Genomic DNA, 15977 nt, shown 5'->3' with positions numbered 1-15977 from the left:
ACGACCTCACCAACCCCGTCGCCAACATCACCGCCGCCGCCAACTACGCCGCCGACCGCTACGGCTCCATCGACAACGTCAACTCCGCCTACTGACAGGCCGATGGTGCGCCGAGACGGTCCACTACCGTGCACACCGCCGACGCGCGAGGTGGACCGTGATGTCGGCGTCGATCTCAACGGTCTCGGGCAGAACCCGCATGATCCGGCTGAACACCTGCTCCCGCTCCGAGGGCGGCAGTACGAGATAGGCCGAGACGGTCGAGAGCTGGCCGACGTAGTCGGCAGCACTCATCGTCAAGCGCCGTTCGATCACCGACTGTTGAACGTCGGTGAACCATTCGGACCGCTGGAGCTCCGTACCCGGCCACTGCATGTCGTGCCCCGGAGGCGTTCCGTCCGGGGACGGAACCTCGTCGCTCTCCAAGAACGGTGCTCGCGCCGCGCGAACGGCGTCCGCCACAGCCGGGTCGGCCAGTTGGACCGGCCCGCCGAACGAGGCGAACACACCACCCGGCTCCACCAGCGCGGCCATGCGTGACCACCGGCCCTCCGGATGTGTCCAGTGCAGCGCTGCCGCCGCATAGACCAGCCCGTACTTGCGGCCGGGCCGCACGTCCTCGAACGCGGCCCGCACCGTCCTGACGCCTGCCGGCACATGCCTGCGCAGTTCGGCGAGCATGGCCCCGTCGGGCTCGGTCGCGGTGACCACGACCCCCCGTCGGGCGAACAGGCGGGTTGCCTTGCCCGTACCGGCGCCGATCTCCAGGGCGGTCCGAGCCGGCTCGCCCGCGTACGCCATCACCTCGTCGAAGAGCTCCACGGGATACCCCGGCCGGAACCGCTCGTACGCTTCCGCCATCACTCCGAAACTCAGTGCGCGACCAGACATGCCCATGATCCTGGCACCGCCCGCGCCGTCGATGCTCAAGCGTTTCCCGTGACCCGGCCGCCGGGCCACGGGGGCTCAGAGGCTCGGCGGGGCCGGGGGGAGCGCCGCGGCCTTCGCCGGTCCCGAAGCGCTTCCGCCCTGGTACGGCCCGACCCGGTCCTCAACAGGGCTTCAGCCCCGTTGCGTTGAGAGCGAGCGGTCCGGTCACGAGTTGACGACCGTCGCTCCACGACGTGTGCACCTGTGGCACAGTCGTGCCGTGGATGCACTGCGACCTCAGGACCCTGCGCGCATGGGCGCCTATCATTTGCTCGCCCGTCTCGGCGCGGGCGGCATGGGACAGGTGTATCTCGGCAGATCGCCCGGTGGACGACTGGTGGCCGTGAAGGTCATCCGCGACGAGATCAGCGATCACCCCGAGGCGCTGGCCCGGTTCCGGCGGGAGACCGAGACCGTCGAGGCCGTACGCAGCGCCTACACCGCGCAGCTGATCGAGGCTTCGCTCGACGCGCCGCCCTACTGGCTGGCCACCGAGTACGTGTCAGGGCCCACCCTGCGCGGCGCCGTGGGTGCGAGCGGGCCCTTCCCGCCGGACAGCGCCTTCCGGTTGCTCGCCGCGCTCGCCGAAGGGCTGGCCGCCGTCCATGCACACGGAGTCACGCACCGGGACCTGAAGCCGCACAACGTGATCCTCTCCCCGCAGGGGCCGCAACTGATCGACTTCGGCATCGCGCGAGGACTTGATCAGACGATCCTGACCCGGGACGGAATGGTCTCGGGGACCCCCGGCTACACGGCACCGGAAGTGCTCCTGCGCAACGAGGTGGGCCCGGCGGCCGACGTCTTCGCGCTGGGCGCGACCCTCGCGTACACGGCGACGGGCCGGCCTCCGTACGGCACCGGCGAACCGGCGGCGGTGAGCTACCGGACCGTGCACGAGGACATCGACCTGGCAGGCGTGCGGCCCGAGCTGGCAGAGATCGTCCGGCGGTGCGTGGCCAAGGACCCGGCGGACCGGCCCGATCCGGCCGCCGTGATCGCGCACTGCGCGGTGGACTCGCCGCTCGCGTCGGACGCCCACTACCGGATGCTGGTACGCACCGCCGAACCCGTCCCCGGACCCGGGTACGCCACGACGCCGCCCAGGTCGCCCGGCGCGCGCCCGGAGGCGGAGCCCGGGACGGGGACGGTCCGCGCACCGGAGGGCGGCGCCGGTACACGGCCGACGTATCACGGGCCGGCCGCCGGCCGGGCGGAGCGGGCCGCGACCACCGGGCCCGTCGGGCTGCCGGACACCGCGCCGGAAGACGGCCCGGACCCGCAGCGGAGCCCCGCCCGGGCCTCACGCGGCAGAGCCTGGCTCGCGGTGTGCGCGGTGGCGGTCGCGGTGCCGATGGCGGTCTGGCTGCTCCCGGAACCGGACAGCGGGGAGACCGGCGCCGAACCCACGACGGAGATCACCACGTCCGGCCGGCCGACCGCGCCGCGGACGGCCACTTCGCCGTCCACCGACAAGCGGTCGGCCGATGGACCGCCGGACCACATCGTGAACGACCGTGTCTCGCAGGACCGCTGGACCCTGTCCGACGATCCTGCGCAGGCAGCCCAGGGCATCGGCTCCTGCGATCTGTCCAGCATCACCGATGCCTCACCACCCACCGGACTGCGCTCCTCCGTCTCCCACACCACGGGCTCCGACACTGCCAGGCTGGAGCTGCGCCCACAGAACGCCGGAGAGGGCAAGAGGCCCGCGCCCTACTACATATCCGTGGGGGTGCGGCCCCCGCACGAGACGGACCGGGCCACCGGACGGCCCCTCCGGTCCGTCAGCAAGGGCATCGGCTTCACCAGCGACCCCGTCGACATCTACTCCGGCTGGTCCTCCGGTGGAACCGTCAGGTTCAAGTACCCCGACGACTTCCGCGCCCACTTCGGCGGACGCACCGTCGACGCGCTCCCGGTGGGAGACGACAGGGGGGACTGGACCGTGGTGCTGTACCACGTCGACGGCGGGCCCACGAAGTACACCTCCGTCGTCTGCAACGGTTTCCACGCCTGAGCCGTACACCTCAGTCGCCGGGCTTCTCCCAGACCGAGACGTGCCGGCGGCTCTCGCCGGTGAACGGGGTGCGGGTCCACCCCTCCCACCGGTCGCGCAGCCGCAGTCCGGCGAGCCGCGCCATCAGGTCCAGCTCAGCCGGCCACACGTACCGGAACGGGATGGACCGGTGCTCGGCGCGACCGTCGACGATCGTGACGTAGTTCGAACTCATCGCCTGGGAGGCGGTGTCGTAGATGTCGAACGCCCATTGCGCCGGACCGATGTGGAACGGCACGGCAGTCTGCCCCGGCGGCAGCAGGCGCAGCTCGGGCACCCCCACCTCGACGACGAAACAGCCACCGGGCCGCAGGTGCGCCGAGGCATTGCGGAAGCAGTCGACCTGGGCGTCCTGCGTCGTCAGATTGTTGATCGTGTTGAAGACGAGGTAGGAGACCGCGAACGTGCCGGGCACCCGCGTCGTCGCGAAGTCACCGATCGTCACACCGACGGTGTCACCGCCCGGTTTGGCGCGCAGCCGGGCCACCATGGCCCGGGACAGGTCGATTCCGTGCACCGGGACACCGCGCCGGGCCAGCGGCAGGGCGATCCGCCCGGTGCCGACACCGAATTCGAGCGCGGGCCCGTCGGCGGCGAGTTCCGCCAGCAGGTCGACCGCAGGGCCCACCACGTCCGGTGCGAACATGTCCGCCGAGGACTCGTCGTAGCCCGCCGCGATGTTCTCCCCGAAAAAACCGTCGTCACTGTGCATCCCGGGAAGGTACCGCCCGGGGACGCGCCGGCGCGCCCCAATTGATGCGGTGGCACCTGTCCGCGTACGACATGGACGCGCGGCGTGCCCCGGGAGCGTTCTTCACCACGTTCCGTAGGGTTGTCCTCATTCCGGAAGTCACCGCCTGCCGGGGCGTCTGGGCATGACAACACACCACGAAGCGAGTGATGGCCGCGGGCACGGGTACGGGCATGGGTACGGCTGCCCCGCACATACCTCCGCTTCGGCAGGGACCGGACGATCGCCACCGCGCTTCGGGGCCGGAAGAAGGGGGAGGCCGGCACGGTCCCGCCGGGGCACCCGTTCCGGGTCCGTGACTTCGCCACCGTGCCCTCGAAACGAGCAGAAGGAACCGGACGACGATGAAACCGCTGATCGGGATGGAACGGCGCGTCACCGTATGCGCACTGGCCGCGCTCGCCCTCGTACCGCTCACGGCGTGCAGCGGCGAGGACCCACACCCCTCGTCCCGCTCCTCCCCGGCGGCGTCCTCCCCGCATGCCGGGGCGACGGGACCGGCCGAGAGCGCGAAGCCGTTCACGGGACGGTTCAAGGAGCTCGAGCGCAGGTTCGACGCGCGGCTCGGCGTCTATGCCATCGACACCGGAACCGGTCGCGAGGTCGCCCACAACGACGGGGAACGCTTCGCCTACGCCTCCACGTTCAAGGCACTGGCAGCTGGAGCGGTCCTGCGCAAGTACTCCGTGGGCGGGCTGGACGAGGTGATCACGTACTCCCGGGACGATCTGGTCGGCAACTCCCCGGTGACCGGGAAACACGTCGGGACCGGGATGAGCCTGGGCGCACTGTGCGACGCCGCCGTCCGTTTCAGCGACAACACCGCGGCCAACCTCCTCCTCGACCGACTGGGCGGCCCCCGGGGCCTGGACGCCGTGCTCGCCGGGATCGGCGACGACGTGACGCGGATGGAACACCAAGAACCGCAACTCAACCAGTGGTCTCCCGGTGCCCTGTCCGACACGAGCACGCCACGGGCGCTCGCGGGCGACCTGCGGGAGTTCGTCCTCGGAGACGTTCTCGGCAAGGGTGAACGCGCCCGGCTGACGAAGTGGCTGCGGGCCAATGCCACCGGAGACGAGCTCATCAGGGCCGGGATGCCCAAGGACTGGGTCATCGGCGACAAGACCGGATCCGGTGGCACCTACGGCACCCGCAACGACATCGCCGTGGTGTGGCCGCCCGGCAGGGCCCCCATCGTGGTGGCGATCCTCTCGAACCGCAGCACGGCGGACGCCGACTACGACAACGAACTCATCGCGCAGGCCGCGTCCGTGGTCGCCGACGTACTGTCCTAGCCGAGCTGCGTTCTCAGGCGGGACGCGGCCCGATGGCGTGCCGGATCCAGACGCCGGGTTCGACATGGACGGCGTGGTCGTGCGCGGTGCACCGGTGTCGGCGCGCCGGTTACCTCGACGGCACCGTCACGGTCGAACGGCAGGCCGGTCCACTGCCGCCACCGCGCCGACGAACCGCTGACGGCCATCGAGGCGGGAGCGATCCTCTCGATGGTGCCGCCCGCCCTGACGTGCACCCGCACCCACGGGTCTGCGGGCAGCCCGTCGTCCCGGCGCCGGCCGAGGTACTCGGCCATGGGCACACGAGGCTCCACGTGCTTGGCCGTCGGGCTGACCGGTGCCGACAGGGCGTCGTGCCCCGGCCGGCCGCCTGCCGCAGCGCGGCCAGGATGCGAGGGGACAGACCCCGGCCGAGACAGTCGGCGTCCACCGAGATCTGGAGCGCACCGGCCGCTGCTACGGCTTCCCGGCCCCGAGCCACTGGAGGACCTCAGCGGTCACGGGGTCGGTGATGTCGGCGAACTCGACGTGCTTCTTGAGGTACTTGGCCACGTAGGGGCAGACCGGAACGATGCGCATGCCGCTCTCGCGTACGTCGTTGAGGGCCGCCGTCACGAGAATCGAGGCCAGGCCCTGCCCGGCGAAGGCGTCGTCGATCTCCGTGTGGTAGAAGACCCGCTGTCCGTCCCGGTCTCTGTAGACGGTGAAGCCGGCGGCCGTGCCGTCCACCTGGATCGTGTACCGGTGCCTTGCGTCGATGCGCTCCACGACGGGAGCGGAGGCGTTGGGAGTCGTCATGGTCATTCCGATCGTCGAGTGGGTGGTGGGTGCGGGTGGCTCAGTGGCGCGAGGGGTTGCCGCGCGGCCGGATGGTGGCGTTCGGCAGGGCGGGAGCGGGGAGGCGGTCACCGGGGTATCCGTCGACGGTGCCGAAGCGATCGGAGGCGCTCTCCCAGTCCTCGCGGGCCCGGACGATGTCCTCGTGGCTACGGCCGATGAAGTTCCACCACATGACGATCTCCTCCGCGAACGGGGTGCCGCCGAGCAGCAGCAACCGGGCCGTCTCCTCGGAGGAGTTGCTGAGCGTCAAGGTTTCGGTTCCCGGACCCACGTAGCCCAGCTCCGCCCGGAGCACTGGGGTCCCGTCCAGGCGGATGCTGCCCTGATCGACGAGAACGCCGTGCTCGAAGCCGGTGTCCACAGTGAGCGTGACCGTCGCGTGCGGGTCGAGGAGGAGTTCGGCGCCGAGCAGCGGGGTGAAGGTCCGCACAGGGGACGCGGTGCCGGCGAGTGTTCCGAGAAAGACCCGGGCCTCGCCCCCGTCCAGGCGGACGGGCTCGGGGACGTAATGCTGGAAGTCGCGCTCCGCGTGCCGGTGTTCCCCGGGCAGCGCCACCCACAGCTGGGCGCCGTGCAGGACCGTGGTCCGCGGGGTCGAGACCTCCGTGTGGCTGATGCCGTGCCCGCCCGTCATCAGGTTGAGCTCACCGGGGCGCACGAAGGCGTGGCTGCCCATGCTGTCGCGGTGCTCGATCTCCCCGCTGAAGAGCCAGGACACGGTCTGCAGCCCGGTGTGGGGGTGGGGTGCGACATCCATCCCGCCCGTCTCGGCGACATTGTCGGGGCCGTAGTGGTCGGCGAAGCACCAGGCGCCGATCAGGGTGCGGCCGCGCTGTGGCAGGGTGCGCCGTACCGTCATCGCCCGTGGGCCGCCGAGCGGGACGTCGCGCGGGGTCAACACCTCGACCTGCGGTGCTGCTCCGCCGTGCCCGTCGTTCACCGCAGCCGCACAGCGCACCTCGGTGGGGGCCGTCTCGGCGTTGCTCATCGCCCCGCACCCCCCTGAACCATGCTTGTTGGATATTCAACTATCATGGTTGGATCTTAGGGCACCACCGCCCGAAACGCACGGCGACGTCGGGCGGACCGGCGCGGTCGGAAGGAGACCGGAGTGAGCGACGCGATGAGTACACCGGACAGCCGGCGGATCTTCGTCGACAAACAGTCCCCCAAGGCGTACCACGCTCTGGTCCAGACTTCCGAGGCGGTCCGTGCGACCGCCGCCGACGCCGGCCTGGACCGTGTGCTGGTGGAGCTGGTCAATCTCCGCGTCTCCCAGCTCAACGGCTGTGCCTACTGCCTCGATGTGCACACCAGGGCGGCGCTTCGCGCCGGCGAGTCCACGCAGCGCCTCGGCGTGCTGGCGGCCTGGCGGGACACGGAGGTGTTCACCCCGCGGGAACGCGCGGCGCTCGCGCTGGCGGAGGCGACCACCGAACCCGCCGACGCCATGGCGCAGGAGGCCGCCTACGGCATGGCCCGCGAGGTGTTCGGCGACGACGAGATCTCCGCGGTGATATGGGTGGCGATCACGATCAACGCCTTCAACCGGGTCTCGATCCTGAGCAAGCACCCCGTGCGCAGGGCACCGGGAACGTCCGCCTCGGGAGGCTGACCTCCGGCGCTACCCCGCGCCGCCGCCCCGCGCCCGCTCCAGCCAGGGACCGAACTCGTTCTCCCGGACCAGCCGGCCCAGTTTGCGGTACTCCTGGAGCACGGCCGAGACGATCTGCTCCATCCCCAGCGGCTTCCCCGATTCCGCTGCCAGATAGGCGGCGGTCACCGCGCAGGCACGGATCGACCCTCCCGCCAGCTCGAAGCGGCCCGCGCAGAACTCCAGGTCGAGTCCGGCCTCGCGGGGGACCGCCGTCCCGAGACAGCGGTCCCACAGGGCCAGGCGCTGGACGGTGTCCGGCATGGGGAACTCGGCGATCACATCGAGGCGCCGGGTGAAGGCCTCGTCGAGATTGCCCCGCAGATTGGTGGTGAGCACCGCGATCCCGTCGAAGGACTCCATCCGCTGCAGCAGATACGCCGACTCCACGTTGGCGTGCCGGTCGTGCGCGTCCTTGACCTGCGAGCGCTTCCCGAAGATGGCGTCCGCCTCGTCGAACAGCAGGATGCCGTTGACGTCGGACGCCTCCGCGAAGATTCTTTCGAGGTTCTTCTCGGTCTCGCCGATGTACTTGTCCACCACCGTGGACAGATCCACGACATAGAGCTCCATGCCCAGCTCCGACGCCACCACCTCGGCGGACATGGTCTTGCCGGTCCCGGACTCGCCGGCGAACAACGCGATGATCCCGCGTCCCCGGCCGCCACCCGGCCGCATCCGCCACTGCCCGAGCACCTGCTCGCGGTGGCGTGCGCGCAGGGCGAGCTCGGACAGCTCGTGACGGGTCGCGGGGGGCAGCACGAGGTCGTCCCAGCCGACCGCCGGCTCGATGCGGCGTGCGAGCCGTTCGAGCCCCGCCCCGTTCTGTGCCCGGACCGCCGTACGCAGGTCGTGCGCGTCCACCGGACGGTCCTCCAGGACGGCCAGCCGGGTGGCGACGACGGCCGCCTTGCGCACCTGCTCGGAGTCGAGCCGGTAGGAGGCGGTGGCCTCGACGAGCCCCTCGCCGGCCGACGCGCTCTCGGCGGGCAGCCCGACCGAAGCGCCGGCCTCGGCGAGTGCCCGCCGCCACTGCCGCGCCACGCCCCCCGGACCGGGGGACAGGACATGGACCGGAACCGGACTCTCCGCCGTCCATAGCGGATCCCAGTTCTTCTTCCCGTACACGACCAGGGGAGTACCGCAGACCGCGGCGCAGACGTCGCCGAGCAGCCGGGCCCGCTCGGGCCGCTCGGGGGTGAGCGACTCCAGCGGCCCGAGGACCACCCCGCCGCCGCTCAGCCGGGCCTCGGCCGCCAGAGTCCGTACGGCTTCCGCCGGTTCGGGAAGAGCCGTCAGGGCCGCGATGTCGACCACCAGCGGACGGCGGCCCGCGGCGAGAAGCGCCTCCACCGCCAGTTTCCCGGGATCACCGCCCCGGTCGAGCAGATGCACCAGCCCGCTGCCCGTGCCCAGCGCCGCCGCGACCCGCAGGACCTCCGGAGCGCTGTCCGGCCCCTCCCCGGACGTGACCGCCCGGACGAGACCGCGCAGCCTTCCGTCGATCCCGTCGTCGCCCAGCAGATACGCGGTGATCCGGTCCGGCACCCGCAGCACCCGCGACAGCAGCGGGCGCTCGGCCTCCAGGACCTCCAGCAGCCCGCCCGCGACCAGCGGCGCGGACGGCGAGAACCGGAAGCGGCCGGAGCCCGCGGCGGGCAGTCCGCAGAGGTCCAGGGCCAGGCCGATCGTGGGCCTGCGCCGGGTGAGGTCGTCGTTGAGATAGCCGTAGAGCCGCTCGAACCGGTTGTCGATGTCCGGAGCCGTCGCGACCAGCAGGAGATCGATGTCCAGCGGGACCAGGCCGAAGTTCTCGGCGAGCCGCCGGATCCGGCTCCCGGGCGGCGACTGCGGCGAAGGCTCGGAGCCGTACGCGGGGACGGGCGCGAACGCGTCGCGGGACTCCACGATCCGCGCCGCCGCCTCCGGGGTGAGGTACTGCCCCCGGTACGGATCGTCCGGCTGCGGATCGGCCGCCCGCCGGAGCGCCACGGCGGTCCGCACCCGCTGCTCGACGTGGACCAGCCGCTCCCAGAGTTCCTCGATCGCCGCCGTCGGGGCGTCTGCCGGTTCGCGGGCGGCACGGGTGTCCTGTGTCGTGGTCATCGGGCGGCGCCTCCACGCCTGCGCCGGCCGGGCGGCAACTGCCGTTCCCGTTCCGCGGCGAAGCCCTGACCGCCGGGGTCGGACGCCCCGTCGTAGCGCAGCCGGCGCCCCGGTCCGGTCTCGTCGCCGTCCCGTGCGGGCGCGGACCTCACCACCAGGCCTTCGGTGACCGGCGGGCCGGCCGCCGTCCGTTCACCGGCCAGCGGTGCCCATACCCGCAGATCGATCGCGGCCTTGAGCTCACCGCCGAGCGCGGACCACACGTCCGAGGCGGACGGCCCGTCGATGCCCGGCCCCGCCGCCTCCAGCTCCACCGCCAGCCCGAGCTCGGCGAGACTGCCCGTGTGCATCCGGGCGGGCAGCACGTCCGACCGTACGAGACAGCGCAACACCTCGGAGAGCAGACGGTGTTCGTCCTGCGGGCGATTGGTCCAGGCCGTCACCAGATAGGTCAGCTCGTACCAGCGCGGAGGGGTCCGCCATCCTATGACCATTCCCTCCTCGTCGTGCTCCTCGGCCGCACCGGTGCGGCGCCGGGTCGCGTCCTCACGGATGCGGTGGAGGAAGACGCTGATCGTGGGCGCGTTGCGCCGGGCGGACCAGTCCTTCGTCGGCGCGTCGAAGACCAGGTCGACGCCGCTCTCCTGGAGGCCGGCGTCGACCAGCAACAGCCGCAGCCCCTCGTCCACTTCGTGGATCATCGGCGCCCCACCTCGTCCGGCGGGACGATGGTTCCGCTGACCACCAGGAAGGGCGTGGTGACCGGACTGAACCCCGGCCCCCTGGCGGTGATCGTGCGCGGGCCCGTCTGGTCCTTCGCCAGGATCAGCAGCTGCGCGATGAACGTACGGTCCCGGCGCGGGAAGGCGGGCGGTGCGGCCGCCGTGATCCCCGGCTTCCAGGACAGCTTCACGGGTGCCCCGGGCGGGAAGTCCTTGCCCCGCACGGAGGTGACGAACCCGGGCTTGCCGACGGCGGGCACCGCGATGATCCGGGGCTGGAGGATGCGCAGCGGCTTCCTGGACACATTGTCACGGGGGTCGGCGTCCGTGCCGGTCGTGGTCAGTGTTCCGGTGATGCTCGTCGTCAGCGCCCGGTCCGGCTCGAGCACGACGCGGACGACCGTGGAGGCGTTCGGTGCCAGGTCGGGCAGTGTGCACACCCCGGCGGCGCAGCCCGCCGGAAGCGGACCCGCCGGGATCCGCGAGGGCAGTCCGAGCTTCAGCCGCAGTCCGGTGGCGAGCGCGTTCCGGCCGTTGCGCACGGTGTACGTCACCACCACCCGGCCGCCGACGTAGCCCGGACTGGGCTGGGCCCGTACGGAGACCGCGGGCCCGGCCTCGGGCTTCGGCGGCTGGGGTGCCGGAGGCCGGGGCGTCGGGGTGGGCGTCGGCTTCCCGGGCGTCTCCCGGACCGGGACGGTGGTGCCGGTGGCGTTGTCCGTGGGGTTCGGGTCGACCACCGCTCCGGCGACCGACCAGCCGATCCGCTGGTCCCCCGGTGTCACCCCGGTGAGCCGGGCGGTGACCTCCACACTCGTCCCCGGCGGGAGCACGCCCAGGTCGCACTGCGGAGATTCGGTGCCGCAGGTCCCGGCCGGGGTGGTGAGCTCCTCCAGGCGTACGCCGGGCGGGGCGTCGACGGTGAGCACGGTGCCGGGCGAGGGCGCGGGACCCCGGTTGGTGACGGTGACCGTCACCGGGACGGAGGAACCGGTCTCGACCGAGGGGCCGGTGGGCGGCGCGGTCAGGGACAGGTCGACCGACTGCTGGAACGCGGGCTCCTTCTGCCGCCCGCCGATCCTCTCGCCGAACGGCGTCAGCGTGCCGGAGGCGAGGTCGAGCACGGACAGCTGCTCCGGGGAGTTCGGCGCGAGCGCCCGGCGTGAACTCAGCACCAGACGCCCCGCGTCCGGCGACCAGGCCACGTCGCGGGGCTGGAAGGGACCGGTCCGTGAGGTGTCGGGGATGTCCTGGTGGCAGGCGTCGGGGTTGTTCCGCTGGACGGACGGAAGCACGACCCGGCACCCGCCGCCGGTCAGCGAGGTCACGACGACACCGGCGCGCTCGTTGACCTGGCCGCCGCCGTCCTTCCGGTTGAAGGCGAGCGAGCTGCCGTCGGGGGAGAACGCGGGACTGTCGTCGATCTTCTTGCATTCGCCGGGGCAGATGGTCGCGCTGAGGTCGTGTTGCTGGTCGAGCGCCGCCACCGGAACGGTCCACACGTGCTTGATGCCGCCGAGGCCGCGGATCACGTGGTTGCGGGTGAAGGCGAGCGTGGTGCCGTCCGACGACCAGGCCGGCTGGGCGTCGCCTCCGGTCGACTGCCCTGCCGGCGGCACGATCCGGCCTTCGATCGCCCCCGTGGCGACATCCGCGATGAGAATGCTGCTCGGCCCCGGCCGGCCGTCGACCCGGCCGGGAGAGGTCCTGGTGAACGCAAGCTTGGTGCCGTCGGGCGAGAACGTGGGGTCGGTGTCCCAGTCCCGGGGACCGCGCCCGGCGAGCGGCATCGCCGCTTCGTGGGTGCCGTCGGCATCGGCCAGCCAGATCCGTTCGACGCGCTCCTTCTCCGGCCCCTCGAAGCGGGTCAGGACGATGCGCCTGCCGTCCGGTGTGTAGTTCTGCCGCTCGGTCCAGGGATCGTAGGCGTCCGCCGGGTTGAACAGCGGGTCCTTGGCGGGGTCGGTGTTGGTATCGGCCTCCGGGTCCTCCTTCAGGATGGAGAGCCCGAGGTCCCGCGGGTCCGAACCGTCCTGCCGGACGTCCTGGAGCGTCACGTCGTTCGCCTCGCGTGGGGTCCGCCGTGCCACGACGGGGGTCCCGGAGCCCGCGGGCCCGAGCCAGGTGGGCGACTCGACCGCACGGTCCTCGCCGAGCGTGAGGCCCGGCTCGTTCCCGTCGAAGGCGGTCGTCCGGTAGACGTGGTCGTAGTCCTTGCACCCGCAGGTGGTGTCGGGGCTGAGGAAGAGCAGGCCGTTCCCGTCCGGCAGCCAGGCGGCCGACCGGGAGCGCCAGTCGGCCTGGACACCGGCCAGCAGCGGCCGGTCGGCCCCGATTCCCTCGGTCACCCGGAGCCGGGGACCCGTCGTCTCGTCCGTGGTGAGGGTGTACGCGATACGAGCCCGGTGGGTGTCGTCGTCCACCGGGTTCCACTCCGGCTCGGTCGCGTCGCCGGGCGGGCCGTCACTGATCACCCTCGCCGCGCCGCCCGCCACGGCCCGTTCGTAGATCAGACCGGTCCGCCCGGGACCGGAGTCACAGGAGTAGGCGATCCGTGAGCCGTCGGGGGAGAAGGTCGGGGAGGTCTCGTTGTTGGGGGTGTCCGTCAGCCGCCGCAGACCGGATCCGTCGATCCCGACGATCCACAGTTCACGCTGGACCACACCGTCTGATCCGCGCTCCGCGGAGTCGAACACCACGGTTCTTCCGTCCGGGGAGAGTTCGGGATGCGCGGCGTCCCGGTCGGTGGTGAGCCTGCGCACCGCACCGTCCGCGTCACGCACGTACACCTGCGGACGCAGGCTGTCGCGCAGGCTGGTGAAGACCAGTGACCCACCGCGTGCGAAGGGGTCCTGGTCGTAGTGGGCCGGTCCGGGGCCGAACAGCGGCTCGCTGGTGGACGGGTCGGTGACCCGGCCGAGGCTGCGGTGCTCGGTACCGGCATAGGTGATGCGCCCGGCATCCGCGGGGCTCTCGTCCGCCGCCGCGGCGATGCGCGGCGCACTTTGGGGCGCGGTCGCGGAACCCGCCACCAGCAGCGGCGCCAACAGCACGACGGCGCCCGTCAGTCGGCCCAGCCGGGTATGCCTCGCAGGGCCAGCAGTGCCGGTCACGGCCCACCTCACAGTCTTTTCGATGGCTCTCCAAGACAAGCATCGTGCGCGGGCGGGGCCGAGGACAGGTCCGGAGTACCCGGAGAGGGGGAAGCGACTGTTGCCCTTTGCGGCGCCTCCCCGGCCCCTCGCCCGGCCGCTCGGGCCAGGAGCACCGGCCCGCCCCCGTGCGGCGACGTCCTCACGCCGTCCGCACGGGAGCCCGGGGCCAGTACTCAGATGAGCCCGTGCCGCATGGTGTAACCGACGGCGTGCGCCCGATTGCGCAGTTCGAGCCGCGTCACCACCTCGTGCAGAACGTTCTTGACGGTGCGTTCGGAGTACGAGGTCTTCTGCGCGATCTCCGCGGTGCCGTAGCCCTCCGACACCAGCCTGATCATCTCCGCCTCCCGCGTCGTGAGGGTGGAGAGCGAGAGCCCCCGGGGGTCGAGGACCGTGCGCTGGAGGCTGCTGACATGGTCGAGAAGCTTGCCGAGCAGGTCGCCCGGCAGCACTCCCTCGCCGTTGGCCATGGCCGTCACCAGGTGCACAAGACTGTCCTGGTTCGCCTCCCCGCGCCTGAGGACGGCGGCGACTCCGCACTCGATCATCGTCTGGAGCGCGCCCGATTCGAAGAATCCGACGACGAGTCCGGTGCGGGTCGTGGTGTTGCGCTGGAGACGCTGGAGGAGCTGGACGGTGCGCTCGTCCACCATGTCGACTACTACTAAGGAGACTTGGGCCCGGTCCGCTTCGGCGTCGGCTATCAGCTCTATCTCGGGCCGCGGACGGATCTGGTGCTCCACACCGGTCCGCAGGATCAGGTCCTCCGCGTACACGGCGACGGAGACCCTGCCCCGGGGAGCCTCCTTGGCCCGGCCCTCGGCGGATCGCTCCGCCGCGGTGGGCCTTCGGTAATGGCCGCGCTCAACGGCCGTCGTCTTCATCTCTGCTGTCGTCGTCATTCTTCTGCGTGCCTGTCTTCCTCAGATACTTCCGTCGTTTCCGTCCGATACGCCTGTCTCCGCACTCGACCGCGCCGCCCTCCGGCACGGCGAGCGGGCCCGCGGAGGGGTCGACGGGACATCGCGCCGTTGTGCCCTCGGGGCACCACTCGTGCCCGATCGTTGCCCTCGCGTCTCTGCTGCGCGACCGCCGGTGCGGCTTAACGTCGCAGGGTGACCACATCTGCCGAACTCGAAATGCCCACGGTGACGGTGTCGCCCGGTGCCGAGGCGACGACGACCCTGACCGTGCGCAACGATGGCGACATCGTCGAGGCGTACACGTTCGAAGTGGTCGGTGACTGCGCCGCCTGGAGCACCGTCGAGCCGGCACGGGTGTCCCTCTACCCGGGCACCTCCGAAGCGGTGACCGTACGGCTCGCCCCGCCCCGGTCGCATGAGGTGCGGGCCGGCGAGATACCCCTGGGCGTCCGCGTCCTGCCCACGGAGCACCCCGAGTCGGTCGCGGTCCCCGAGGCCACGGTGGTCGTCGGGCCCTTTCACGAGCTCCGGGCGGAGCTCGACCCGCGCCGCCGCTCCGGCTGGCTGGGCGCCCGGTTCCGCACCTCGGTGCAGAACCGGGGAAACACCGCGGTCGACATCGCCCTCTCCGGCAAACAGGCCGGGGAAGAGCTGCGACTGGCCTTCACCCCGGGCCAACGGCGCCTGGAACCGGGTGAGTCCGCCGAGATGGGGCTGCGGGTACGGACCCGGAAGCTGATCTGGTTCGGCAAGCCGGTCACCTGGCCGTTCGAGGTCGAGGCCGCCGAAAGTACCGAAGGCGAAGCCGACCGCGAGCAGCCCGGCAGGGCCGAGACGCTGCCGGGTGAGTTTGCACAACTTCCCGTTTTCCCGCGGTGGTTGCTGATCGTGCTGGCCGCACTGCTCGCCCTGCTGCTCGCGTGGTTCGCGCTGGTCCGGCCCGCCGTGCGGAGTACCGCGAAGCAGGCTGCGCACGAGGCCGCGCAGGAGAAGACACCCCCTGGCGGGCAGAAGGGTGCGGCGGCAGGGGGCAGTTCGGGAGACCCGTCCGGTGGGCAGGGCGACGACAAGGGGCAGGGAAAGCCGAACGGTTCCGGGGGCTCCGGTTCGGGCGGTTCCGGTTCGGGAACGGGCGGGGGAACGGGCGGCACCCAGCAGAGCTCGGCAACGATCGATGTGCAGACCGGATCCGGGGCCAAGAAGAACGGGACGTACCGGGTTCCGAAGGGGAAGGTATTCGGAATCACGGACATTGTGGTGGCGAACTTCCAGGGCGACGAAGGAGTACTGACGATCTCCTTCGGGGAACGGAAGATCACCACCATCGCGCTGGAGACCTTTCGCAACCAGGACTATCACTGGGTCACCCCCATCCAGATCCAGGAGAACGACACGGTCACCGCGTCCGTCACCTGTGCCAAACCCGGCACACCGGCGACCGGAACCCAGGCTTCCGAGTGCCATCAGGTGCTCAATGTCAGCGGTGTGCTGAGCGATCTCGCACCGTAGGAACAAGGCTTCCGGCCTCCTGCTTCCCCC

General features: G+C 71.5%; 13 protein-coding genes and 2 pseudogenes. 6 read left to right on the top strand and 9 right to left on the bottom strand.

Annotated features, from left to right (window positions below; translation table 11 throughout):
- Window positions 1–95 (top strand): annotated as a pseudogene (locus AB0D53_RS29000) (lytic transglycosylase); the annotation flags it as partial.
- Window positions 96–123: 28 nt separating this feature from the next.
- Here AB0D53_RS29000 and AB0D53_RS28995 read toward each other — a convergent pair.
- The gene (locus AB0D53_RS28995; RefSeq protein WP_362451910.1) at window positions 124–891 is read right to left on the bottom strand and encodes a methyltransferase domain-containing protein; all 768 of its coding nucleotides are present in this window, start codon (window positions 889–891) and stop codon (window positions 124–126) included.
- A 292-nt stretch (window positions 892–1183) separates the two neighbouring features.
- Between AB0D53_RS28995 and AB0D53_RS28990 the strand changes: the two genes are divergently transcribed.
- Complete coding sequence (locus tag AB0D53_RS28990; protein WP_362451909.1) at window positions 1184–2950, top strand: protein kinase; 1767 nt, start codon at window positions 1184–1186, stop codon at window positions 2948–2950.
- Between the two features lie 10 nt (window positions 2951–2960).
- Here the strand turns inward: AB0D53_RS28990 and AB0D53_RS28985 are convergent, their stop codons facing one another.
- A complete protein-coding gene (locus tag AB0D53_RS28985; protein WP_362451908.1) occupies window positions 2961–3701 on the bottom strand; it encodes a class I SAM-dependent methyltransferase in 741 nt (246 codons plus the stop codon).
- A gap of 213 nt (window positions 3702–3914) precedes the next feature.
- On the opposite strand from AB0D53_RS28985, the pseudogene AB0D53_RS28980 reads away from it, so the two are divergent.
- Window positions 3915–4043 (top strand): annotated as a pseudogene (locus AB0D53_RS28980) (alpha/beta hydrolase); the annotation flags it as partial.
- Between the two features lie 41 nt (window positions 4044–4084).
- Entirely contained in the window at window positions 4085–5038 is a 954-nt protein-coding gene (gene bla / locus AB0D53_RS28975; protein ID WP_362451907.1) for a class A beta-lactamase, read from the top strand.
- Here bla and AB0D53_RS28970 read toward each other — a convergent pair.
- From AB0D53_RS28970 to AB0D53_RS28960, 3 genes are all read right to left on the bottom strand, one after another.
- Window positions 5035–5340 (bottom strand): hypothetical protein, encoded by a 306-nt coding sequence (locus AB0D53_RS28970; RefSeq protein ID WP_362451905.1) that lies wholly within the window; start codon window positions 5338–5340, stop codon window positions 5035–5037. The genes bla and AB0D53_RS28970 overlap by 4 nt on opposite strands.
- Before the next feature lie 154 nt (window positions 5341–5494).
- Entirely contained in the window at window positions 5495–5836 is a 342-nt protein-coding gene (locus AB0D53_RS28965; RefSeq protein ID WP_362451902.1) for a GNAT family N-acetyltransferase, read from the bottom strand.
- A 40-nt stretch (window positions 5837–5876) separates the two neighbouring features.
- On the bottom strand, window positions 5877–6866 hold the full coding sequence (locus AB0D53_RS28960; protein ID WP_362451900.1) for a pirin family protein: 990 nt from the start codon (window positions 6864–6866) through the stop codon (window positions 5877–5879).
- Between the two features lie 135 nt (window positions 6867–7001).
- On the opposite strand from AB0D53_RS28960, the gene AB0D53_RS28955 reads away from it, so the two are divergent.
- Window positions 7002–7493: a carboxymuconolactone decarboxylase family protein gene (locus tag AB0D53_RS28955; RefSeq protein WP_362451918.1), complete on the top strand. Its 492-nt coding sequence runs from the start codon at window positions 7002–7004 to the stop codon at window positions 7491–7493.
- Window positions 7494–7502: 9 nt separating this feature from the next.
- Here the strand turns inward: AB0D53_RS28955 and AB0D53_RS28950 are convergent, their stop codons facing one another.
- The 4 genes from AB0D53_RS28950 to AB0D53_RS28935 form a co-directional block, all read right to left on the bottom strand.
- The gene (locus AB0D53_RS28950; RefSeq protein ID WP_362451898.1) at window positions 7503–9638 is read right to left on the bottom strand and encodes an ATP-binding protein; all 2136 of its coding nucleotides are present in this window, start codon (window positions 9636–9638) and stop codon (window positions 7503–7505) included.
- The gene (locus AB0D53_RS28945) at window positions 9635–10339 is read right to left on the bottom strand and encodes a DUF4255 domain-containing protein (RefSeq protein ID WP_329816666.1); all 705 of its coding nucleotides are present in this window, start codon (window positions 10337–10339) and stop codon (window positions 9635–9637) included. Before AB0D53_RS28945 ends, AB0D53_RS28950 begins: the two co-directional genes overlap by 4 nt.
- Window positions 10336–13473 (bottom strand): hypothetical protein, encoded by a 3138-nt coding sequence (locus AB0D53_RS28940; protein WP_362451895.1) that lies wholly within the window; start codon window positions 13471–13473, stop codon window positions 10336–10338. Before AB0D53_RS28940 ends, AB0D53_RS28945 begins: the two co-directional genes overlap by 4 nt.
- A gap of 215 nt (window positions 13474–13688) precedes the next feature.
- A complete protein-coding gene (locus AB0D53_RS28935) occupies window positions 13689–14417 on the bottom strand; it encodes a LuxR C-terminal-related transcriptional regulator (protein ID WP_362451893.1) in 729 nt (242 codons plus the stop codon).
- Window positions 14418–14654: 237 nt separating this feature from the next.
- Here AB0D53_RS28935 and AB0D53_RS28930 point away from each other — a divergent pair, with 237 nt between their 5' ends.
- Window positions 14655–15947, top strand: a complete 1293-nt coding sequence (locus AB0D53_RS28930; RefSeq protein WP_362451916.1) for a hydrolytic protein — start codon at window positions 14655–14657, stop codon at window positions 15945–15947.
- Window positions 15948–15977 lie beyond the last annotated feature (30 nt).

The sequence above is a fragment of the Streptomyces sp. NPDC048295 genome, from assembly GCF_040652135.1.
Lineage (GTDB): Bacteria > Actinomycetota > Actinomycetes > Streptomycetales > Streptomycetaceae > Streptomyces.
Note: the sequence above shows the minus strand (reverse complement) of the source record. Positions and strands in the feature narration are given on the sequence as shown.